At 54.1% G+C, this 22,603-nt stretch carries 23 protein-coding genes; 14 read left to right on the top strand and 9 right to left on the bottom strand.

The window, feature by feature from the left end; translation table 11 throughout:
* Position 1: 1 nt before the first annotated feature.
* Both BVC71_RS07640 and secB read left to right on the top strand, forming a co-directional pair.
* On the top strand, positions 2 to 478 hold the full coding sequence (locus BVC71_RS07640) for an FxsA family protein (protein ID WP_086451038.1): 477 nt from the start codon (positions 2 to 4) through the stop codon (positions 476 to 478).
* 60 nt (positions 479 to 538) lie between these two features.
* Positions 539 to 1,036, top strand: coding sequence for a protein-export chaperone SecB (secB, locus tag BVC71_RS07635; protein ID WP_086451037.1), 498 nt, complete (start codon positions 539 to 541; stop codon positions 1,034 to 1,036).
* Here secB and dnaQ read toward each other — a convergent pair.
* From dnaQ to BVC71_RS07615, 4 genes are read right to left on the bottom strand one after another with little or no spacing between them, the layout of a single operon-like run.
* Positions 1,029 to 1,763, bottom strand: coding sequence for a DNA polymerase III subunit epsilon (gene dnaQ / locus BVC71_RS07630; RefSeq protein ID WP_086451036.1), 735 nt, complete (start codon positions 1,761 to 1,763; stop codon positions 1,029 to 1,031). The genes secB and dnaQ overlap by 8 nt on opposite strands.
* Entirely contained in the window at positions 1,756 to 2,349 is a 594-nt protein-coding gene (gene coaE / locus BVC71_RS07625) for a dephospho-CoA kinase (protein ID WP_420845600.1), read from the bottom strand. The genes dnaQ and coaE overlap by 8 nt, the downstream gene beginning before the upstream one ends.
* On the bottom strand, positions 2,349 to 3,182 hold the full coding sequence (locus tag BVC71_RS07620; RefSeq protein ID WP_086451034.1) for a shikimate dehydrogenase: 834 nt from the start codon (positions 3,180 to 3,182) through the stop codon (positions 2,349 to 2,351). The genes coaE and BVC71_RS07620 overlap by 1 nt, the downstream gene beginning before the upstream one ends.
* The gene (locus tag BVC71_RS07615) at positions 3,179 to 3,778 is read right to left on the bottom strand and encodes a Maf family protein (protein ID WP_086451033.1); all 600 of its coding nucleotides are present in this window, start codon (positions 3,776 to 3,778) and stop codon (positions 3,179 to 3,181) included. The genes BVC71_RS07620 and BVC71_RS07615 overlap by 4 nt, the downstream gene beginning before the upstream one ends.
* A gap of 399 nt (positions 3,779 to 4,177) precedes the next feature.
* Between BVC71_RS07615 and BVC71_RS07610 the strand changes: the two genes are divergently transcribed.
* The 7 genes from BVC71_RS07610 to BVC71_RS07580 all read left to right on the top strand — a co-directional run bounded on the left by BVC71_RS07610 (position 4,178) and on the right by BVC71_RS07580 (position 11,516).
* Positions 4,178 to 4,645, top strand: coding sequence for a CopD family protein (locus tag BVC71_RS07610; RefSeq protein WP_086451032.1), 468 nt, complete (start codon positions 4,178 to 4,180; stop codon positions 4,643 to 4,645).
* A gap of 116 nt (positions 4,646 to 4,761) precedes the next feature.
* On the top strand, positions 4,762 to 6,033 hold the full coding sequence (rho, locus tag BVC71_RS07605) for a transcription termination factor Rho (protein WP_086451031.1): 1,272 nt from the start codon (positions 4,762 to 4,764) through the stop codon (positions 6,031 to 6,033).
* Between the two features lie 15 nt (positions 6,034 to 6,048).
* Positions 6,049 to 7,329, top strand: a complete 1,281-nt coding sequence (mnmE, locus tag BVC71_RS07600; RefSeq protein ID WP_086451030.1) for a tRNA uridine-5-carboxymethylaminomethyl(34) synthesis GTPase MnmE — start codon at positions 6,049 to 6,051, stop codon at positions 7,327 to 7,329.
* 11 nt (positions 7,330 to 7,340) lie between these two features.
* A complete protein-coding gene (gene mnmG / locus BVC71_RS07595) occupies positions 7,341 to 9,209 on the top strand; it encodes a tRNA uridine-5-carboxymethylaminomethyl(34) synthesis enzyme MnmG (protein ID WP_086451281.1) in 1,869 nt (622 codons plus the stop codon).
* The gene (gene rsmG, locus BVC71_RS07590; RefSeq protein ID WP_086451029.1) at positions 9,206 to 9,811 is read left to right on the top strand and encodes a 16S rRNA (guanine(527)-N(7))-methyltransferase RsmG; all 606 of its coding nucleotides are present in this window, start codon (positions 9,206 to 9,208) and stop codon (positions 9,809 to 9,811) included. The genes mnmG and rsmG overlap by 4 nt, the downstream gene beginning before the upstream one ends.
* Entirely contained in the window at positions 9,804 to 10,604 is an 801-nt protein-coding gene (locus BVC71_RS07585) for a ParA family protein (protein ID WP_086451028.1), read from the top strand. The genes rsmG and BVC71_RS07585 overlap by 8 nt, the downstream gene beginning before the upstream one ends.
* A gap of 12 nt (positions 10,605 to 10,616) precedes the next feature.
* Positions 10,617 to 11,516, top strand: coding sequence for a ParB/RepB/Spo0J family partition protein (locus BVC71_RS07580; RefSeq protein WP_086451027.1), 900 nt, complete (start codon positions 10,617 to 10,619; stop codon positions 11,514 to 11,516).
* Here the strand turns inward: BVC71_RS07580 and hemW are convergent.
* From hemW to rph, 3 genes are read right to left on the bottom strand one after another with little or no spacing between them, the layout of a single operon-like run.
* A complete protein-coding gene (gene hemW / locus BVC71_RS07575) occupies positions 11,513 to 12,700 on the bottom strand; it encodes a radical SAM family heme chaperone HemW (protein ID WP_086451026.1) in 1,188 nt (395 codons plus the stop codon). The genes BVC71_RS07580 and hemW overlap by 4 nt on opposite strands.
* The gene (gene rdgB / locus BVC71_RS07570) at positions 12,663 to 13,274 is read right to left on the bottom strand and encodes an RdgB/HAM1 family non-canonical purine NTP pyrophosphatase (protein WP_086451025.1); all 612 of its coding nucleotides are present in this window, start codon (positions 13,272 to 13,274) and stop codon (positions 12,663 to 12,665) included. Before rdgB ends, hemW begins: the two co-directional genes overlap by 38 nt.
* Entirely contained in the window at positions 13,271 to 13,981 is a 711-nt protein-coding gene (gene rph, locus BVC71_RS07565; RefSeq protein ID WP_086451024.1) for a ribonuclease PH, read from the bottom strand. Before rph ends, rdgB begins: the two co-directional genes overlap by 4 nt.
* A 113-nt stretch (positions 13,982 to 14,094) precedes the next feature.
* Here rph and hrcA point away from each other — a divergent pair, with 113 nt between their 5' ends.
* Both hrcA and BVC71_RS07555 read left to right on the top strand, forming a co-directional pair.
* Positions 14,095 to 15,153 (top strand): heat-inducible transcriptional repressor HrcA, encoded by a 1,059-nt coding sequence (gene hrcA, locus BVC71_RS07560; RefSeq protein WP_086451023.1) that lies wholly within the window; start codon positions 14,095 to 14,097, stop codon positions 15,151 to 15,153.
* 10 nt (positions 15,154 to 15,163) lie between these two features.
* Positions 15,164 to 15,724 (top strand): nucleotide exchange factor GrpE, encoded by a 561-nt coding sequence (locus tag BVC71_RS07555; RefSeq protein ID WP_086451022.1) that lies wholly within the window; start codon positions 15,164 to 15,166, stop codon positions 15,722 to 15,724.
* A 40-nt stretch (positions 15,725 to 15,764) separates the two neighbouring features.
* Here BVC71_RS07555 and mutS read toward each other — a convergent pair whose 3' ends face one another.
* Complete coding sequence (gene mutS / locus BVC71_RS07550; RefSeq protein ID WP_240516810.1) at positions 15,765 to 18,383, bottom strand: DNA mismatch repair protein MutS; 2,619 nt, start codon at positions 18,381 to 18,383, stop codon at positions 15,765 to 15,767.
* Between the two features lie 126 nt (positions 18,384 to 18,509).
* Between mutS and BVC71_RS07545 the strand changes: the two genes are divergently transcribed.
* The 3 genes from BVC71_RS07545 (at position 18,510) to BVC71_RS07535 (ending at position 22,153) form a co-directional block, all read left to right on the top strand.
* Positions 18,510 to 20,765 (top strand): NADP-dependent malic enzyme, encoded by a 2,256-nt coding sequence (locus tag BVC71_RS07545; protein ID WP_086451021.1) that lies wholly within the window; start codon positions 18,510 to 18,512, stop codon positions 20,763 to 20,765.
* Positions 20,766 to 20,769: 4 nt separating this feature from the next.
* Positions 20,770 to 21,636, top strand: coding sequence for a ribokinase (locus BVC71_RS07540; protein WP_086451020.1), 867 nt, complete (start codon positions 20,770 to 20,772; stop codon positions 21,634 to 21,636).
* 103 nt (positions 21,637 to 21,739) lie between these two features.
* Positions 21,740 to 22,153 carry a DUF7282 domain-containing protein gene (locus BVC71_RS07535; protein WP_420845601.1) on the top strand — a complete coding sequence of 138 codons (414 nt, stop codon included), beginning with the start codon at positions 21,740 to 21,742 and terminating at the stop codon, positions 22,151 to 22,153.
* 138 nt (positions 22,154 to 22,291) lie between these two features.
* Here the strand turns inward: BVC71_RS07535 and BVC71_RS07530 are convergent, their stop codons facing one another.
* On the bottom strand, positions 22,292 to 22,573 hold the full coding sequence (locus BVC71_RS07530; protein ID WP_086451018.1) for an SCP2 sterol-binding domain-containing protein: 282 nt from the start codon (positions 22,571 to 22,573) through the stop codon (positions 22,292 to 22,294).
* Between the last annotated feature and the right edge of the window lie 30 nt (positions 22,574 to 22,603).

Raw genomic sequence — 22,603 nt, 5'->3', positions numbered from 1 at the left:
TATGTGGCTTTTGTTAGCTTTTGTCGCAGTTCCGATGATCGAAATCGCCCTGTTCATCACAGTTGGCGGCGCCATCGGATTGGGTTGGACCCTATTGATCGTTCTGGCAACCGCAATGATCGGTGCAAATCTGGTGCGCAGCCAAGGTTCCCAAGAGATGATCAAGCTACGTAAAAGTTTTCAGACGATGCAGGATCCGAGCGAGCCTTTGGCCTCTGGCGCGATGATCCTATTCGCGGGCGCATTGCTGCTAACACCCGGTTTTTTCACAGATACCGTTGGTTTCGCGCTTTTGGTGCCGCAAGTGCGTGCCGCTGTGTTTAAGTTCGCGAAATCACGTATCAAAGTGCAGTCGTTTAGCTACGGCCAGTCACCTCAGTCCCAGCATCCAACGCATGAAGACGTGATAGACGGTGAATTCGAACATGTTGACGGGGATAAACGTCCAACCCATCCGTCGGGCTGGACCCGCCATTAGCATTGAGGCTAGCGTTCAGGACTGATAAACAAGGCCGAACTTTATTTTTGGAGAAGTCTGATGGCTGAAGAGCAGTCCCAAAACGCGGCCCAACCGGCCCAGATCAAAAACCGTATCGTCGCGCAATACATCCGCGACATGTCGTTCGAAAACATTCTGGCGCAAAAAGGCGTAAAAGGCGATCCAGCCCCAGAAATGTCGATCAAAGTTGCGCTGGATGCCCGCAAACGTGCGGACAACCAATATGAAGTGATGACCAAACTGACCGTCACATCGAACACCAAAGAAGGCAAAGAGCCTTTGTTCCTTCTGGAAATCGACTACGCCGGTATTTTCCAGATCGAAGGCGTGCCTGAAAACCAGATGCACCCATATCTGATGATCGAATGTCCACGCCTGACCTTCCCGTTCCTGCGTCGCGTCGTATCCGACATCACCCGCGACGGCGGTTTCCCACCAGTGAACCTGGACCAGATCGATTTCGCGTCGATCTATCAGCAGGAAATCATGCGCCGCGTTCAGGCTCAGAAAGAAGCAGCGGAAACACCTGCTAACTAAGCTTTTTCCACAAAGCGCCGTCGCCCAGTTTTTCAACGAATGCGTTGTGGGCGGCGGTTTCTTCGTCGGTGATCCGCGAAGGCAGCGGCGTTGGCCGCGGGCTGGGACGCCAGTTTGACTGGGTTCCCGCAGCAGACGTTGACGTCGATTGCGCCGACAGGGCAAAGTCAGGCTGACGGCCCCCGATCAATTCCAGATACACATCCGCCAGAATTTCAGAGTCGAGCAACGCGCCGTGCAAAGTACGGTTCGAGTTGTCGATGCCAAAACGGCGGCATAGCGCATCCAAGGATGCAGGCGAACCTGGGAATTTTTTACGCGCAATCGCTAGCGTATCTAGCGCCCGTTCGTTCGGAATCTGCGGCAATCCCATCCACCGCAATTCGGCGTTCAGGAATTTCATATCGAACGTCGCGTTGTGGATCACCAGACGGCTGTCTGTGCCGATAAAATCCAGAAATCCCTGACCAACCTCGGCAAATTTTGGTTTATCCAACAAAGTCACCTCGCCTTTTTCGGCAGGGCGGGGCGGTTCCAAAATATCGGGGCCAATGCCGTGCACGCCAAAGGCTTCGGCGGGCATGGAACGTTCGGGATTAATGTAAACATGATAAGTTTTGCCCGTGGGCATGTGGTTGTGCAGCTCTAGACAACCAATTTCGACAATGCGGTCGCCGCTTTCGGGTTCAAACCCTGTGGTTTCGGTATCCAGAACGATTTCACGCATGATTTGCCCCGTTTGTCAGATCGGAAATCAGGTGTCGCACATCCGCGGCGGTGCCGTCTAGGGTCAGCGTTTCGATGATATAATCCGCACGTGCCCGTTTTTCAGCATCAGGCATTTGACGCGACCGGATCATGTCGAACTGTTCGGGCGTCATTGTTCCACGTGACAACACCCGTTCTGCCTGAACCTCGGGCGGGCAGGACACCACCAGTACCTTGTCCAGCCACGCGTCCGCGCCCGTTTCGAACAGCAGGGGGATATCAAACACGACCAATTCCGCATCAGCATGCGCCGCGATAAAATTGGCGCGGTGATCGGCCACCAAAGGGTGCACAATTTTTTCAATTGCGGGCAGGGCGTTTGGGTCCGATTGGATGATCTGTTTTAGCGCATCGCGGCTGACAGCGTTATCGACGATTGCGCCAGAAAACAGGCTCTGAATAGGCCCAACTGCTGCGCCGCCAGCGCTGTATAATTCGTGTACAGCGGCATCTGCGTCCCAGACAGGAATGTCAGCATCACGAAACATCGACGCAGTTGTCGATTTTCCCATACCGATCGATCCTGTGAGACCAAGTTTGATCATCAGCCTGCCAGCATCAGTTGGCGCAATTCCTCGGTGACCTCTGGCCGTTTGCCGAACCAGCGTTCAAATCCAGGAACAGCCTGATGCAGCAACATCCCCAAACCGTCGACCGTGCGACAGCCTGCCTTTTCGGCCTCATTCAACAAATGGGTCCGCAGCGGCGTGTAAACAATGTCGGTCACCAATTGGTCGGCGCGCAGTTTATCCAAATTCACTTTGAACTCTGGCCCGCCTTTCATGCCCAGCGACGTGGTATTCACGATCGTATGCGCATCCGCGATTGCGTCACCAGCATTCACCCATTCAACAACGCGGACTTTAGCGCCGAAATCGCTTCGCAAAGCTTCGGCATTGGCGCGGGTGCGGTTTGTCAGGATAATTTCGGGTACGCCGCTATCGAGAAGCGCAACGATAATTGCGCGCGCGGCACCCCCGGCGCCCAATACCAAGGCTGGGCCTAGGTCTGGTTTCCAGTCAGGTTCGCCCTGCCAGACATTTGCAGTAAACCCGTAACCGTCTGTATTATCAGCGTAAATTTTACCATCACGGAAAGTCAGAGTATTCGCGGCACCAATCATGGATGCGCGATCCGTAATCACATCCGCAATTTCCAGCGCCGCAATTTTGTACGGGATCGTGACATTGCATCCAACAAAACCCAATTTCGGCATGTTGCGCAGCGCGTCGGGGAAATCTTCTTTTTCGATGTGCAAATGAACATAATGACCTGCGATCCCATAGGTTTTCAGCCAATGACCGTGCAGACGTGGAGATTTGGAATGCGAAATCGGACAACCGATAACACCAGCCAAAGGAATTTTATGTTCGCTCATGATTTCAGGTCCCCCCGGATCGTCAGATAGTTCAGCAGCTCTAACAAAGGCAGGCCAAGTACATTGAAATAGTCGCCTTCGATACGCGCCATTAGTCGCGATCCTTCTTCTTCTAACTTATACGCACCAACCGACCATTTGATGCTGTCCCAATTACGTTCCAGATAGTCGTCCAGATATTCGTCCGAAAAATGGCGCATCGTCAGGCGGACAACGCCAACGTGACGCCAAATCGGCTCCATGTCCTTATACACAACCGCCGCAGAAAGCAGACGGTGCGTTTTGCCGCGCAGAGTTTTCAGCTGATCACGGGCGTCATCGATACCAGACGGTTTCGAAAACATCTTTCCGTCCGCCTCTAGCACCTGATCGCAGCCCAAAACCATTGCGGATGGCAGTTTCATGGACACTTTGCGGGCTTTCGCTTCGGCTAAAGCATCGGCAATATCGCGGGGCGCGGTTTCTTCGGCCAATAGGGCATCGCGAATTGCCTCTTCATCCACGCGGGCGGGAACGGTTTCAAAAGGCACATTTGCATTACGCAGCAAAGTGGCACGAATTTCGGATGTAGAGGCAAGAACAAGTGGATCAGACATGTGGATAACTGGCAGGAAAACTTCCGTATAATCTGAGGGCAGGTTGGGGGAGTCTTAGAGGTTGACTCGCCAAGTCGCAATTTCCGATCAAACTATTCTCGATTCCAGCACAGGTTTTCAGCATGGGGATGGGATAACTGCCACATGTGGACAGATCGGTGGGAATCGACACAGGACTCAGACCCGTTTCAGAGTCAATTTTCAGATGTCAAAAATAAAGCACTGAAATTTATGGTTTTTCTGAATCATTCCACAGAAAAATCAGCCTTGTGGACGAATGTGTAAAACTGGATAACATTGGGGAAAACTGTGAATGACGTGGTTATCCACAGTACAACAACCAAATTCTTTTCTTTTAAATATTATATTTATTAGGGGGGAACCAAACCGAGACCTGACATGATCCAAGATTTTCTGAGCAGCGCATATTTCTGGACCAAGAGCCTTCATATCGTTTCGGTCATGTCTTGGATGGCAGGATTGTTCTATCTTCCACGGCTTTTCGTTTATCACGTCGAAGGTCTGAAAAAACGTGGGGTAGAGCACGGCAGTGAAATGGATCTGCTATTCCAACATCAGGAAAGATTGCTTTTACGTGCGATCATGAACCCAGCGATGATCGCGACATGGATTTTTGGTTTGATGTTGGTCTTTACCCCTGGCGTTGTCGGCTGGGGAATGATCTGGCCCTACACCAAAGGCGCAAGCGTGATCGCGATGACGTGGTTCCATCATTGGCTTGGAAAACGGCGCAAGGATTTCATGGCAAACAACAATGCCCTAACTGGTCGCCAGTATCGGCTCATGAACGAAGTACCGACCGTTCTGATGCTGATCATCGTCTTCTCGGTCATTTTCAAATTCTGAATTTGACTCGTGGCCTGAGTCGCGCTTAATAGAGGCGCCTCTCCGTCCGGAGAAGGACTCTGTCTAACATCATCACTGTTTGCCGACGCGTCGCGTTGTGCGTGAAAGGGTTTGCAATGTCGCAAGACCGCCTGAACCTTGCCGATCTAAAGGCAAAAAGCCCCAAAGACCTTTTGGCTATGGCCGAAGAGTTGGAGATCGAAAACGCATCCACGATGCGCAAAGGCGATATGATGTTCGCCATTCTGCGCGAACGTGCGGACGAAGAATGGATTATCGGCGGTGACGGTGTTCTAGAGGTTATGCAGGACGGTTTCGGTTTCCTGCGTTCGCCAGAGGCAAACTATCTGCCCGGCCCTGATGACATTTACGTATCCCCGGACATGATCCGCCAGCACGCGCTGCGCACCGGTGACACCGTCGAAGGCGTGATCAAAGAACCAAACGACAACGAACGCTATTTCGCGCTGGTCACGGTTGAAAAAATAAACTTTGAAGAACCAGAGAAAGCCCGTCACAAGGTCGCATTCGATAACCTGACGCCTCTGTACCCAGATGAGCGCCTGAAAATGGAGATCGAAGATCCGACCGTGAAGGATCGTTCGGCCCGCATCATCGATCTGGTGTCCCCAATCGGTAAAGGTCAACGTTCGCTGATCGTGGCGCCTCCGCGTACTGGTAAGACTGTTCTGCTGCAAAACATCGCCCACAGCATCGAAAAGAACCACCCAGAGTGCTATCTGATCGTTCTGCTTATCGATGAACGCCCAGAAGAGGTGACTGACATGCAGCGCAGCGTAAAAGGCGAGGTCGTGTCCTCGACCTTTGATGAACCCGCATCGCGCCACGTCGCCGTTTCCGAAATGGTCATCGAAAAGGCGAAACGTCTGGTCGAACACAAACGCGACGTTGTCATCCTTCTGGATTCGATCACTCGTTTGGGCCGCGCGTTCAACACGACCGTGCCATCGTCAGGTAAAGTTTTGACAGGTGGTGTGGACGCAAACGCGCTGCAACGCCCGAAACGTTTCTTTGGTGCGGCGCGTAACATCGAAGAGGGCGGTTCGCTGACCATCATCGCGACGGCTCTGATCGATACCGGTTCCCGCATGGACGAAGTTATCTTTGAAGAATTCAAAGGTACGGGTAACTCTGAAATCGTTCTGGATCGTAAGGTTGCGGATAAACGCGTCTTCCCTGCGATGGACATCCTGAAATCCGGCACCCGCAAAGAGGACCTGCTGGTGGATAAGATCGATCTACAGAAAACCTATGTTCTGCGTCGTATCCTGAACCCAATGGGTACAACGGACGCGATCGAATTCCTGATTTCCAAGTTGAAACAGACCAAATCGAACAGCGAATTCTTCGACTCGATGAACAGCTAAGCCGCGGAGGCTTTCATGGACACGATTTATGCCTTGGCCACCGCGCCAGGCAAAGCTGGTGTTTCTGTTGTGCGCGTCTCAGGCCCTTCGGCCTTTGGCGCGTGCAAGCTTTTGTGTGGGTCGGTTCCGAATGGGCGCGGATTGCGTCCGGTACGCGACCGCGCGGGTGAATTGATCGACGAAGCGTTGATCCTGACATTCGATCAGGGGCGCAGCTTTACTGGTGAAGAAGTCGTTGAATTTCAATTGCACGGATCGCCAGCGATTACAGCGGCAGTTTTGGCCGAACTTTCCCATATTCAGGGTCTAAGACCGGCCGAAGCGGGCGAATTCACCCGCCGTGCGTTGGAAAATGGGCGTCTGGATTTGGCTCAAGTCGAAGGTTTGGCCGATCTAATTGATGCCGAAACCGAAGCGCAGCGCAAACAAGCGCTTCGTGTGTTTCAGGGCGCTTTAGGCGACAAAGTCATCAAATGGCGCGAAAATTTGATCCGCGCCGCTGCATTGATTGAAGCAACCATCGATTTCGCCGACGAGGAAGTGCCCGTTGATGTGACGCCTGAAGTGTCCGAGCTATTGGCTGGCGTTCAATCCGAAATGATGGCTGAGGCCGAAGGCGTTCGGATTGCAGAACGAGTGCGCGAAGGTTTCGAGGTCGCAATCGTTGGCGCGCCGAATGTCGGTAAATCCACGCTGTTGAACCGTTTAGCTGGCCGTGACGCCGCGATTACATCAGATATCGCAGGAACAACCCGTGACGTGATCGAGGTCCGCATGGATCTGGGTGGCTTGCCTGTTACCGTTCTGGATACGGCCGGTATTCGCGAAACGGACGACGTTGTCGAAGGTTTAGGCATCGAATTGGCCCGTAAACGCGCCGAGGCCGCCGATATCGTAATCTATATGTTGGAGATGGGTGAAGAGCCATCTCAGCAATTTGGGTCCGATACCATTATTGTGCGGTCTAAAGTTGATGAGCCACAAGAAGGTATTTTCGGCGTTTCGGGTAAGACCGGGGCGGGGATCGACATGTTGATCGCCCATATTGAAACTGATCTACGCAACAAAAGCGCGCGGGTTGGTGTGGCGATGCGCGAACGTCATCGGATCGCATTGCTCCAGGGCTGTGATGCGCTGCATACCGCTATTGGGATGATGGACTCGGGCATTGGAATGTCCGACATTATCGCAGAAGAGATTCGAACCGCAGTGCGGGCGACTGAATCGTTGACCGGCCGCGTTGACGTCGAAGATTTGTTGGATGTTATCTTCTCCAGCTTTTGCATCGGGAAATAGGAGTGTTTCACGTGAAACATTTGGACTTTGATGTTATTGTAATTGGATCCGGCCATGCGGGTTGCGATGCTGCTGCTGCAGCCGCACGTATGGGTGCGCGCACTGCATTGGTCACGCTGTCGATGGATTCCATTGGCGTGATGTCCTGTAACCCCGCGATTGGCGGTCTGGGCAAAGGCCATTTGGTCCGCGAAGTTGATGCGTTGGACGGCGTTATGGGCTTGGCGGCTGACTACGCTGGTATCCAATTTAGATTGCTGAATCGGAAAAAAGGTCCAGCGGTGCAGGGGCCCCGCGCGCAGGCTGACCGGGCGCGGTATAAATCCGCAATGCAAAACCTGATTACCGATCAACATAATTTGGATGTTGTTATTGGCGAAGCGACCGATCTGATCATGGATGGTGATCGCGTCTGCGGAGTGGTTCTGGATGATGGATCACAAATTAAATGCGGCGCCGTTGTTTTGACCACGGGCACGTTCCTGCGCGGGATCATTCACATCGGTGACGTTCAAAAACCTGGCGGTCGCATGGGGGATAAACCGTCGGTCAAATTGGCCGAACGTATGGATAGCTTTGGCTTACGTATGGGGCGTTTGAAGACAGGAACGCCGCCACGGTTAGACGGTCGTACGATCAAATGGGATATTTTGGATGAACAGCCTGGTGATGATGAACCAGCGCTGTTTTCGTTCATGAACAAAACCGTTGTTGCGCCGCAAATTTCTTGTGGGATCACGCATACGAACGAACAAACCCACGACATTATCCGCGAAAACCTGTCTCGGTCCGCAATGTATGGGGGCCATATTGATGGTGTTGGTCCACGGTATTGCCCGTCGATTGAAGATAAGGTTGTTCGTTTTGCGGAAAAAACCTCTCATCAGGTGTTTTTGGAGCCTGAGGGAATTGATGATCCGACTGTTTATCCCAACGGTATTTCGACATCTTTGCCAGTAGAAGTTCAGGATGCCTATGTTCGGTCGATGAAGGGGTTGGAGGACGTTAAGATCCTGCAACCAGGTTATGCGATTGAATATGATTACGTCGATCCGCGTTCGTTGCTTCCAACGCTGCAATTGCGCGATGTGCCTGGTCTTTTCCTAGCTGGTCAGATCAATGGTACAACTGGCTACGAAGAAGCCGCAGCTCAAGGTGTTGTAGCGGGCTTGAACGCTGCGCGATTGGTGCAGGGCGGGGATGAGATTATCTTTAGCCGAATGAACAGCTATATCGGTGTGATGGTCGACGATCTGATAACACGCGGCGTATCCGAGCCCTATCGCATGTTTACGTCACGGGCTGAATTCCGACTGGCGCTGCGGGCTGATAATGCCGATCAGCGCTTAACCGAAATGGGTCGAAACGCCGGTTGCGTTGGTGATGATCGTTGGGCGGTCTATTCCGAAAAGAAAAAAGCGATTGAAGCAGCAGTTCAAAATCTGTCGAGCGTTTCTTTTACGTCCAGAGAGATTGCAGCTGCTGGCGCGAAGCTAAACGCTGACGGACCTACGCGCACTGCGATGGATGCATTGTCGTTGGCTGAATTCACTGACGAGCAGCTTCTGTTGCTATATCCAGAAGCGAAGGACATTGATCCAGCAATCCGTACTCAGGTGAAATGCGATGCGTTGTACGCCCATTACATCACGCGCCAACAAAAGGACATTGAAAGCCTGAAAAGGGATGAGGCTGTCGTGATCCCGAACGACTTTAGCTATGATGGGATTTCTGGGCTATCGAACGAACTGCGGTTGAAATTGCAGGCGGCGCGCCCAACGACCATTGGTCAGGCATCACGGATCGAAGGCATGACACCAGCGGCCTTGGTTCTGCTGTTGGCCCAAATTCGCAAGTTGGAAAAGGCAAAGATCGCATGATTGAGGGATTGGATGTTTCACGTGAAACATTGGACAAGTTAAAACACTTTGAATCCCTGGTTATTAAGTGGACGTCTAAGATTAACCTGATCGCCAAAGGAACGGTCGACGACGTTTGGGACCGCCATATCCTCGATTCAGTTCAAATTTGGGAAACGGCGCCTGAAAATTGGCTGCACTGGGTGGATATTGGCAGCGGCGGTGGATTCCCCGCAATCCCAATCGCCTGTATTGCGTCTGAAAAAGTACGCGATGGCCGCTTTACCCTGATTGAAAGTGATCAGAGGAAGGGCGCCTTTCTGCGAACTGCGGCGCGTGAATTGGATTTGAATGTCAAAGTTATTAGCGATCGAATAGAAAAGGCTGATCCGCAAAATGCAGATGTACTCAGCGCGCGAGCGCTGGCATCACTGACGGATCTATTGGGATTTGCGGAACGGCATCTTTCACCTGCGGGAATTTGCCTGTTTCAAAAGGGAAAAAATGCCAATCAGGAAATTTCCGACGCAAAAACGGATTGGGTGTTTGACTACAACTCTACGCCTAGTATCACCGATCCAGAAGCCAGCCTAATTTCAATCAAAGGATTCAAACGTGTCTGACCTAAGCCGCACGACAGCCCCAAAAATCATTGCGATTGCGAACCAAAAGGGCGGTGTAGGGAAAACGACCACAGCAATTAATCTTTCAGCAGCTTTGGCTGCGTTGGGGCAAAAGATTTTGCTGGTAGATTTGGATCCACAGGGTAACGCATCAACTGGATTGGGAATTGAACCCGAAAATCGTGATGTGACGACTTATGATTTACTGGTCGGTGATGAAACTCTGTTTGACGCTATTTACGAAACGCAGGTCGAAAACCTTGTCGTTATCCCTGCGACCACGGACCTCAGCTCTGCCGATATTGAACTAATCGCAAATGAAAAGCGTAGTTTCCTGCTTCATGACGCGCTGCGTCAGCCGGCTATAGATGCCTTTGCGCTTGATTATATCATTATCGACTGCCCGCCATCACTGAACCTTTTGACGATCAACGCGATGGTGGCAGCCGATTCAGTCATCGTGCCGCTGCAATCTGAATTCTATGCGCTTGAAGGTCTGTCGCAGCTGATGTTGACGGTTCGTGAGGTGCGCCAGACCGCTAACCCAAAGTTAGCGATCGAGGGCGTTGTTTTGACGATGTATGATCGACGTAACAATCTATCACAGCAGGTCGAAGATGACGCGCGGGAAAATCTGCGCGACTTAGTATTTAACACGGTTATTCCGCGTAACGTTCGCCTAAGCGAAGCGCCCTCATATGCGATGACAATTTTGGAATACGATCCAAATTCGCGTGGTAGCCAGGCGTATAGGGAATTAGCAACCGAGCTTTTGGCGCGGTCGGGTAAATAAGGGAGAAAACAAATGGCAGATAAACCAAATCGTAACCGCGGATTAGGCCGTGGACTGTCGGCCCTTATGTCAGATGTAACCGCGCCGGTTCCAGCCGCTGAAACGGGCGCGCCGATCGCACCGGATCTGACGGTTGCGATCGAACGTATTGAACCGAACCCAGATCAGCCGCGTCGTTATTTCAGCGACGAGGCCCTACAAGAGCTTGCTTCATCGATCAAAGAAAAGGGTATCATCCAACCTTTGATCGTTCGTAAATCGCCGCGTGACGAGGAAAAGTTTGAAATCGTCGCGGGGGAACGTCGCTGGCGTGCGTCGCAAATCGCAAAGCTGCATCAGGTTCCAGTTATTCTGCGCGAATTCACCGATACCGAGGTATTGGAAGTCGCGATCATCGAAAACATCCAGCGCGCAGATCTGAACGCCATCGACGAAGCTGCTGGGTACAAACAGCTGATGCAACGCTTTGGCCATACTCAAGACCAACTGAGCCAAGCTCTTGGGAAAAGCCGTAGCCATATTGCAAACCTTCTGCGTCTGTTAAACCTGCCAGAGGACGTTCAAACGTCGATTATCGAAGGTAAGTTGAGCGCAGGTCATGCCCGTACCTTGGTAGGAAATGATCAGGCATCCGATATTGCGCGAAAGATCATCGCGCAGGGTTTGTCGGTTCGCGATGCGGAAAAATTAGCGAAGGCTGATCCACAGAAACAGAAAGCGGCGCAAAACAATCGTGTCCGTGCAGCAGCGAAGGATCCTGATACCGTTCAGATCGAACAGGAACTATCGGCAGGATTGAAGATGAAAGTGTCTATTGATCACCTTGCCGGTACCGAAGGTGGCAAGGTGACCATTAGTTATGAATCGCTGGATCAACTGGATGATCTGATGCGCATTCTGTCATCGAGTTAATCTGATAGCAGATCTCGTAGTACTGCGTTTAGAATTGGCCGTCCTTGTGGGGTAACACAAAGGCGGCCATTTTCTTTGGTGATCATCCCACCATCTTGTAGTCTTCGAATGGCTGGATCAAACCTTTGACCTGCTAGGTTTGCCAAACGGGACAGGTCCACGCCTTCGGTCAGGCGCATTCCCATCAATAGGAATTCAGTGATTTCGTCGTCGCGATTCAATGCTTCGCGTGGCAATTCGCCATGTCCATTTTTCTCAACCGATTGCAGCCATAGCTGCGGTGCCTTCGGACATTCGGTGGCATAACGGGTGCCGTCAAACGTCAAACGACCATGTGCACCAGGGCCGATGCCTACGTAATCGCCATAGCGCCAATAGATTTGGTTATGTTGGCTTTCAGCATCTGGTTTCGCATGGTTCGACACTTCGTAGGCAGGAAAACCCATTTCGCCACAGATATCTTGGGTCAGGTCGTACATATCAGCGGCGGTGTCATCGTCTGGGAGACCCCGCAATTTGCCGATCGCATATCGATCGCCAAAGGCCGTGCCGTCTTCGATCGTCAATTGGTATAGCGACAGGTGATCAATCGCCATGGACAGAGCCTGTTTGAGCTCTGTTTCCCATTCTTTTAGTGTCTGTTCCTGCCGCGCATAGATCAGATCAAAGCTAACCCGTTCGAATTCTGACCGCGCAATGTCAAAGGCAGCGTAGGCTTCTTCGACAGAATGAAGACGCCCCAAAGCACGTAGATCGTGGTTATTTAGGGCCTGAATCCCCATCGATACACGGTTTACGCCAGCCTGACGGTATCCGCGGAAACGGCCAGCCTCGACCGATGTGGGGTTGGCCTCTAATGTGACCTCGGCTGAATTGGTCATGGGCCAAGTTGCGCGGACTTTTTCCATGATGCGATGCACTGTTTCTGGTGCCATCATGCTGGGCGTGCCGCCGCCAAAGAATACTGATTTCAGAATGCGGCCTTGGGTCTGTGCGCCGACGCGGTCCAGTTCGGCGACATAGGCGTCCGCCCATCGGGTTTGATCGATGGACGAAACCACGTGGCTGTTGAAATCGCAATAGGGGCATTTGGCCTGACAAAATGGCCAGTGGATATACAGGCCAAAGCCCCCGTTCTGCCAATCCTCAGGCAAAGCAGCCCTGTACCAATTTACCAAAGGCATCCGCGCGGTGGCTGATGCGGTTTTTGATTTCAGGGTCCATTTCACCAAAAGTGATGTCATAGCCCGCTGGTTGGAAAATCGGATCGTATCCGTGGCCTTGGTCGCCACGCATTGGCCATACGACTTCGCCTTCCATCACGCCTGGGAACACTTCGTCATGACCGTCTGGCCACGCCAGAACCAAGGTACAGCAGAAACGCGCAGTACGCGGGTAGGGCGCGTTGGCTTCTTCCAGCTTGGCCCAAGTTTTTTCCATCGCCATTTTGAAATCACGGCCATTGGGGGTTTCGGCCCAGTCTGCAGTGTAAACGCCCGGTGCGCCGTCCAGACCGTCGATCTGGATGCCTGAATCGTCCGCCAGCGCGGGTAGGCCCGTAGCCTTAGCCGCGTAGTGCGCTTTGATCCGTGCGTTGCCGATGAATGTGTTTTCGGTTTCTTCGGGTTCGTCCAGATTATAGTCCGCAGCCGAGGTCAAAGAGACACCAAACGGCGCCAGTAGAGCCTGAATCTCTACCAGCTTGCCGTTGTTATGTGTCGCGATGACCAGTTCTTTGCCTTCGAAGCGGCGGGTCATTTCACGGCCTCTAGCTGTGCTTTCATCAATTCTGTGTTTCCTTTTTCCGCAAGGTCCATCAGTTGGGACATTTGTTCGCGGGTAAAGGTAGAGCCTTCTGCGCTCATTTGTACTTCGATCAGGCGGTTTCCTGTCATGACGAAATTGCCATCAACGCCTGCCTCAGAATCTTCTGGGTAGTCCAGATCCAGCACAGGCTGACCCGCGTAGATGCCGCAGGATACAGCTGCAACAGGGTCGATCAGCGGGTCGGAAACGACATCGCCGGCCTTCATCAGTTTCTGAACCGCCAGTTTCAACGCAACCCAGCCGCCGGTGATCGACGCGCAGCGGGTGCCGCCGTCTGCTTGTAGAACGTCACAGTCGATGGTGATCTGACGTTCGCCTAATGCAACGCGGTCAACGCCAGCGCGCAAGGAACGGCCAATCAGGCGTTGGATTTCAACCGTGCGGCCGCCTTGTTTGCCCATCGCGGATTCGCGGCGCATACGCGAACCTGTCGAACGTGGCAGCATGCCGTATTCTGCAGTGACCCAGCCTAGACCGGAACCTTTAATAAATGGCGGCACGCGTGGTTCCAGCGATGCTGTGCACAGAACATGCGTATCGCCGATTTTGATCAGGCACGACCCTTCGGCGTGTTTGGTGACGTTGGTTTCGATCGAAATTGGGCGAAGTTCGTCGGTTTGACGGCCAGATGGGCGCATTGTGATCTCCTAAATTGTTGGGATTTGGATACGCCGTGCTTAGATGAAAACCAACCCCGATTGACGCCGCACGCGTCAGGGTTTTAATTGTGTCGCCTGCATGGGAACCGATTATGCCAGACAAAGCACTACTAAGTGAAATGAATGACCGCTCTCGCGAGGTGTTCCGCCTTGTGGTCGAGGGGTATTTGAACACCGGTGCGCCTGTTGGATCCCGCACATTGACCCGCGACATGACCGAAAAGGTCAGCGCCGCGACCGTGCGTAACGTGATGCAGGATCTGGAATATATGGGTCTGTTAGGCAGCCCCCATGTGTCCGCAGGACGTATTCCAACGCAGACGGGATTGCGGATGTTTGTAGATGGCCTGTTAGAGGTCAACATGAACGGCGAAGACCGCGATCAGATCGACAAAACATTTGGCGAAGGGCGTGATGATGTAAACACGCTGCTTGATCGCGTCGGGTCTGCGTTATCTGGCGTTACGCGTGGCGCGTCTTTGGTTATGACGCCAAAGCACGAGGCACCGATCAAACATATCGAATTCGTGTCTTTGTCAGCGGACAAAGCGCTGGTCGTTTTGGTCTTTGCTGATGGTCAGGTGGAGAACCGGTTGTTCACACCGCCAGCGGGTCAGACGCCGAGTTCAATGCGCGAGGCGGCGAATTTCGTGAACGCCTTTGCCCAAGGCCGCACGCTGTCCGAGCTGTCGACGGTGATGCAGCGCGAGGTTGAAGCGCGCCGAAATGAAATTGATCGGCTGGCTGCCGATATGGTCGCCAGCGGTATTGCGGTTTGGGAAAACAAAGGCGAATCCACCGAACGTTTGATTGTGCGCGGCCGTGGCAATTTGCTGACCGATTCTGAAAATGCCGAGGATCTGGATCGCATCCGCGTGCTGTTTGACGACCTTGAACGCAAACGCGACATCGCGGAATTTCTGGACCTGACCGAAGATGGCGACGGCGTGCGCATTTTTATTGGGTCCGAGAACAAGCTTTTTTCACTTTCGGGTTCCTCTTTGGTGGTTTCTCCTTATATGAACGCCGACCGAAAGATTATTGGCGCCGTGGGCGTCATCGGTCCGACGCGTCTGAATTACGGGCGCATCGTTCCGATCGTAGATTATACAGCGCAGCTGGTTGGACGCGTCCTGTCCGGCCAGAGTTGAGGGAAAGAAAATGAGCGACGAACCAAAAAGCCTGGACGAACTGGCAGCAGAGGCTGACGAATTCGACACCGAAGACGGCGTAGCGCCCGAAGTTGAATTGGACGGCGATGCGATTGCCGCACTGACCGCGGAACGTGACGAATTCAAAGACCGTTTCATGCGCGCCGTGGCTGATGCAGAAAACATGCGCAAACGTGCCGAACGTGACCGCCGCGAAGCCGAAAACTATGGTGGTTCGAAATTGGCGCGCGACCTGCTGCCCGTCTATGACAACATGCAGCGCGCGATCGATGCCATTTCCGAAGACCAACGCGAAGCCCAAGCCGCGCTGATCGAAGGCATCGAACTGACTATGCGCGAATTGACCAACGTGTTTGAAAAGCACGGCATCACCACCATCGCGCCAGAGGTTGGTGATAAGTTCGATCCGAAAATGCACGAAGCCATGTTCGAAGCCCCGCTGCCAGGCACCAAAGCTGGCGACATTATTCAGGTTTCGGCACATGGTTTCATGTTGCACGACCGTCTGCTGCGTGCGGCGCAGGTCGGCGTGTCGTCGATGCAGGGCTAATTCGCCCCAACATCGTCACTGTTTTAGGGCTGGTCCGATATTATCGGGCCAGCTCTTTTAGTTCATACAGCAGGGCCAGCGCCTCTTTGGGTGTTAGATCATCAGGGAATACGTCGTTCAGACGCGTTTCGACCTTGGATGGTTCTGCAACTTTGGCGGGGGCTGGTGCCGCTGCCATTGATGCGAACAGCGGTAGATCGTCGATCAGCGCTTTTTGCGTAGTGCCGCCTTCGCGTTCGCCTTTTTCTAGCGCTTCCAATACGACCTTGGCCCGTTCGACAACGGCGGCAGGCAGGCCAGCCAGTCGCGCGACCTGAACGCCGTAGGAACGATCTGCGGTGCCGCGTTTGACCTCGTGCAGGAAAATAACGTCGCCTTCCCATTCTTTGACCGAAACCGTGGCGTTATTGACGCCGCCCAGTTTGTCGGCCAATTGGCACATTTCGTGGTAGTGGGTCGCGAACAACGCGCGACAACGGTTCACGTCGTGCAAATGTTCCAGCGTGGCCCAAGCGATCGATAGGCCGTCATAGGTCGCCGTGCCGCGCCCGATTTCGTCTAGGATGACCAGCGCGCGGTCGTCTGCCTGATTCAGGATCGCTGCGGTTTCCACCATTTCGACCATGAACGTCGAACGCCCGCGTGCCAGATCGTCGGACGCGCCAACGCGGCTGAAAATCTGGCTGACCAGACCGATCCGCGCCGCGCGGGCAGGAACCCAAGCCCCCATTTGCGCAAGCACGGCGATCAACGCGTTCTGACGTAGGAACGTCGATTTACCCGCCATGTTCGGACCGGTCAGCAGCCAGATGTTACTGTCAGTCAGCGCGCAGTCATTCGCGACAAATGGTTCGCCCGATTTTTTCAGGGATTGTTCCACGACAGGGTGACGGCCCCCCGAAATATCGAATGCACGGGAATTGTCGACCGTTGGGCAGACCCAGTTTTCAGTCACTGCCAAATGCGCCAGCCCAGCCGCCACATCAAATTCAGCCAAAGCGCGGGCCAGAACACCAATGGGGCCCGCCTTCTGCACGATGGTGCGGCGCAGGCTATCGAACAGCTGCTTTTCAATCTCTAGCGCACGGCCACCCGCATTCAGGATTTTCGTCTCAATCTCGCTAAGCTTTACGGTCGTGAAACGGATCTGGTTCGCAGTTGTCTGGCGATGGATAAAGGTTTCGTTCAGCGGCGGTGCCATCATCTTTTCTGCGTGGGTCGCAGTGGTTTCGATGAAATAGCCCAGCACGTTGTTGTGTTTAATCTTCAGCGACTGAACGCCGGCCAGTTCGGCATATTCCGCCTGCATCGCGGCGATCACGCTGCGGCCTTCGTCGCGCAGGGTGCGGCATTCGTCCAATTCGCCGTCATAGCCGGGGGCGATAAACCCGCCGTCCCGCGCCAATAGGGGCGGTTCAGCAACCAGCGCGTGATCCAACAGATCCAGCAATTCGTCATGCCCAATCAGCGCACGGGTGCTGTCGGATAGGAACGGGGGCAGGTCGCTGGGCAAAAGCGTAGCAATTTGTTCGGCCTGAACCAACGTGTTGCGGATCGCGGTCATGTCGCGGGGGCCAGCGCGGTCCAACGCCAGGCGGGACAGGGCGCGGTCGATGTCGTGAACGCCGCGCAAAGTGTCACGCATATCATCGCGCAAACGGCTGTTTTCGGCAAAATAGGATACGGCCTCTTGCCGTGCCAAAATCGTGTCTAACAAACGCGAAGGCGACGCCAGCCGACGTTCCAACAAACGGGCGCCAGCAGCGGTGACGGTCTGGTCGATGGTGGCCAATAGCGATCCCGCACGCCCGCCGCCCATCGCGTGGGTTAGTTCGAGCGATTTACGGGTTGCGGCGTCGATCTGCATGTTGGCGGCTTCGCCTTCGATCACGGGGGGGCGCAGCAGGGGCAGGTTGCCCTTTTGCGTGATCTCTAGGTACTCGACGACTGCAGCCATGGCGGACACTTGGGCGCGGGTGAACGACCCGAAGGCATCCAACGACGACACATTGTACAGATCGCACAAACGTTTTTCGCCCAAGGTACTGTCGAACGCCGATTTGCCCAATTCAGTGACTGCCGCGCCGCCGTCCTCAACCGTATTGCGATAGGGGCTTTCGTCGATCAGCAGGACCTCTTTGGGGGTAAGGCGGGCCAATTCAGGGGCCATGCGGATCACCGCGCAAGGCATGACGTGAAACGCGCCTGTGGAAATGTCGACCCACGCCAGGGCGGATTCGTCACGCACCTCGGCAAAGGCGGCTAGGAAGTTGTGGCGGCGAGCGTCCAGCAGGCTGTCTTCGGTCAGGGTGCCGGGGGTGACCAGACGCACGACATCGCGTTTTACGACGGCCTTGTAGCCACGTTTCTTGGCTTCGGCGGGGCTCTCCATCTGTTCGCAGACTGCGACGCGGAACCCTTTGCGGATTAGGGTCAGCAGGTACCCTTCGGCGGCGTGAACTGGGACGCCGCACATGGGGATGTCTTGGTCATCGTGTTTGCCGCGTTTGGTCAGCGCGATATCCAGCGCTTCGGCCGCGGCGACGGCATCGTCAAAGAACATCTCGTAGAAATCGCCCATGCGGTAGAACAGCATCGCGTCTGGGTGTGCTGCCTTGATTTCGAGATATTGCGCCATCATCGGCGTGACGTTTGCCATTTGGTCCCCCATTTTCGGTCCAGATATACCTAACCAGCCAATGTTAGCGACGAAAGTAGAAAGATATCCCGTTGCGGCCTTATGGCATAGAACTGTAGATGGTTCGGGCGCTAACGGAGAAATAATATGTCAAAGGCAAAGGTCACACGCGAAGACGCGTTGGCATTCCACATGGAACCAAACCCCGGGAAGTTCGAGATCACCGCGACCGTCCCGATGACAACCCAGCGTGATTTGTCGCTGGCCTATTCGCCAGGTGTGGCGGTTCCGTGCGAAGAAATCGCAGCAAAACCAGAAACCGCATATGACTACACGACCAAGGGCAACCTTGTGGCCGTTATTTCGAACGGCACGGCTGTTCTGGGTCTGGGCAATCTGGGTGCGCTCGCGTCCAAGCCTGTGATGGAAGGTAAATCGGTTCTGTTCAAACGCTTTGCCGACGTTAACTCGATCGATATCGAATTGGATACCGAAGACCCCGATGCATTCTGCAACGCTGTGCGTCTGATGGGCCCGACATTTGGTGGCATCAACCTAGAAGACATCAAAGCGCCCGAATGTTTCATCATCGAACAGCGCCTAAAAGAAGAGATGGATATCCCCGTCTTTCACGACGATCAGCACGGCACCGCGGTTATCTGCGCGGCGGGTCTGATCAACGCGCTGCATATTTCCGGCAAAAAGATCGAAGACTGTAAAATCGTTCTGAACGGCGCTGGCGCTGCCGGTATCGCCTGTCTGGAATTGGTCAAGGCAATGGGCGCTCAGCACGACAACTGCATCATGTGCGATACCAAAGGCGTGATCTATCAGGGTCGTACCGAAGGTATGAACCAATGGAAATCGGCCCATGCGGCGGTGACTGACGCCCGCACGTTGGCCGAGGCGATGAAAGACGCCGACGTATTCCTGGGTGTATCGGCCAAAGGCGCAGTTACGCAGGACATGGTCGCATCCATGGCGCCAAACCCTGTGATCTTTGCAATGGCGAACCCTGATCCCGAAATCACCCCAGAAGAGGCGCACGCTGTCCGCGAAGACGCCATCGTCGCCACGGGTCGTTCGGATTACCCGAACCAGGTGAACAACGTTCTGGGCTTCCCATATCTGTTCCGCGGCGCGCTGGACATCAACGCCCGTGCAATCAATGACGAGATGAAAATCGCCTGTGCGAACGCGCTGGCCGAATTGGCCCGCGAAGACGTTCCAGACGAAGTCGCCATGGCCTACGGCAAAAAACTGTCGTTCGGTCGTGATTACATCATTCCAACGCCGTTTGACCCACGCCTGATTTACACGATCCCGCCAGCGGTGGCGAAAGCAGGCATGGACACTGGCGTTGCGCGCCGTCCAATCGTGGATATGGATGCCTACGAGGTATCGCTGAAATCCCGCATGGACCCGACCGCGAACATTCTGCGCGGCCTGTTCAACCGTGCCCGCGCGGCCCAAGCGACCATCGTCTTTGCCGAAGGCGACGATCCACGCGTTCTGCGCGCTGCGGTTCAATATCAGCGCAGCGGTCTGGGCAAAGCCTTGGTCATCGGTCGCGAAAACGAAGTTGCCGATCTACTGACCCAAGAAGGCATGGCCGACGCCGTTGAAGAGATCGAAGTCGTCAACGCCCGCAACACTGCGCATTTGGACCAGTACAAAGAATTCCTATACCAACGCCTACAGCGCAAAGGTTTCGACCGCAGCGACATCAACCGTTTGGCATCGCGCGACCGTCACGTATTCGGTGCGTTGATGGTGGCACACGGCCACGGTGATGGTCTGGTGACAGGCGCGACCCGTAAATCGGCTCACGTGCTAGAGGCGATCAACCATGTGTTTGACGCATCCCCGAAATCGGGCGCTGTCGGTATCTCGGCCGTGCTGAACAAAGGCCGCATCGTTTTGATCGCGGATACTTTGGTCCACGAATGGCCGGATCAAGAGGATCTGGCAGACATCGCAGAACGCGGTGCCGCCGTTGCCAAAGATCTGGGTCTGGACCCACGCGTGGCATTCGTTTCGTTCTCGACCTTTGGGTATCCAATTTCGGAACGTGCAGAAAAAATGCATGTCGCACCAAAGGTTTTGGACAAACGTGGCGTTGATTTCGAATACGAAGGCGAAATGACCGTTGACGTGGCTCTGAACCCCAAAGCCGCCGAACATTATCCGTTCAGCCGTTTGACTGGCCCAGCCAATGTTTTGGTTGTACCTGCCCGCCATTCGGCCTCTATTTCCGTGAAACTGATGCAGGAAATGGGCGGAGCGACCGTGATTGGCCCGATCTTGGCCGGTGTTGATAAACCGATCCAGATCTGTTCAACCGTGTCGACTGTGAACGACATTATGAACATGGCCGTTTTGGCGGCCTGTAACGTGGGATAAAACTATGGCGGTATGGAATCTGGGATCGATCAACACGGATATCATCGTTTCCGTACCGCATATCCCCGCCCCTGGCGAAACCTTGGCGTCCACTGGGCGCCAAGTGTTTTTGGGGGGCAAAGGCGCGAATATGTCTGTCGCTGCGGCGCGGGCAGGGGTGCATGTCCGTCATATTGGCGCTGTGACCGCCGACACCCGCTGGACCCGCGATCGTTTGATGGAATACGGCGTCGATACGCGCCACATCGCTGAAATCGACTGCGATCCAGCCCAAGCGTTCATCATGGTGGCCGAAGACGGCGAAAACGCCATTGTTTTGCAGCCTGGTGCCAATGCGCGGATTTCCAGCGACCAAATCAAATCCGCATTGTCCGAAGCCGCTGTAGGCGATTGGATTGTCACGCAGAACGAAACCAATGGTCAGGCAGAGGCGCTGAAGCTGGGCAAAGACATGGGGCTCAAGGTTGCCTATGCCGCTGCCCCGTTCGACGCAAATGCCGTGTCTGCGGTGCTGCCGTTCATTGATTTTTTGATCCTGAATGAAATCGAAATGGCGCAGTTGACCGATGCGCTGGGCAAACAGGCCGAAGATTTGGGGATTGAAACCGTGATTATCACCATGGGCGGCAAGGGGTCGGTTTTGGTGGAAAACGGCGCGCGTACCGAAATCCCAGCGATAAACGTGAAACCTGTGGATACCACGGGCGCGGGCGATACCTTCACGGGCTATGTTCTGGCGTGCCTTGATCGCGGTATGCCCGTTCAGCAGGCGATGCAGGTCGCAACCAAAGCAGGCGCGCTGATGGTCACCCGTCAGGGGACTGCAGATGTGATCCCCGATCTGGCCGAGGTTCAGGCCTTTTCTGCTTGATGCCGAATGCGTGATCGTTTGTGATCGCGGCGCGGTGACCTCTTTTGAGTATGAAACGTACTCCTTTGTGTAACCATAAACACAGGGAGTGTTTCACATGACTATCAAATCTATCATCGCTGCTATTGGCCTAACCGCAACTGCATCCGCTGCGCTGGCCGCAGGCCACGCGATGGCGCCAAGCGTTTCCGCAATGGATCAGGACGTATCGGGCGGCACTGTGACTGCAGACGCTGTGATCGCACCTGCAAACGGTTGGATGGTTGTGCACCGCACTGACGCCGAAATGAAACCGGGCCCAGTTGTTGGCTATGCGCCGCTGCGCCACGGTGAAAACATGGATGTGACCGCGATCCTGCAAGAGGACGTAGCAGCAGGCGAAATGCTGATGCTGATGGTCCACGGCGAAGATGGCGGCATGACCACTGGCGGGTTTGAATATACTTTGGGTGCGTCCGAAGACGGCCCGATCCGCGTGGACGGCAATTTGGTGATGACTGTTGTAACCGCACAGTAATTCACGCAAAACGTGTAAAATATTATGTTAAGGGTCGGCCTCTGCCGGCCCTTTTCTTTTGTCTAACTGATGACATGGACGTTGGCGGAATCGAAAATCCTGTGGATAACTGCGCGATTTCCGCTCAACTAACTGAAATTAAATCAGTTTTGCCAGTTGCATCGCAACAGCGGGATTGCCCGAAATTTTCAGTTTTCCCATGGCTAGGCCGGTCATCGGGTTCAATTTACCCTTTAGCAGCTTTTCCAGATTGGCCGTGGTGATTTTGATAGTGCAGTCGGCATCTGGGTTGTCGGTGGATACACCGTTCGGCCCGATCGCAACGCTGCCGTCATCGCCGCAATCAAATTTCAGGACATTGGACAGTTCTTTGCCCTCTAGTCCGCGTTTCAACATATCTACGATGTCTGAAAAAGTCATGGCCGCCCCCTATATCTGCCTTACGGCTAG

This window comes from Marivivens niveibacter (genome assembly GCF_002150005.2).
Taxonomy (GTDB): Bacteria; Pseudomonadota; Alphaproteobacteria; order Rhodobacterales; family Rhodobacteraceae; genus Marivivens; species Marivivens niveibacter.
Note: the sequence above shows the minus strand (reverse complement) of the source record. Positions and strands in the feature narration are given on the sequence as shown.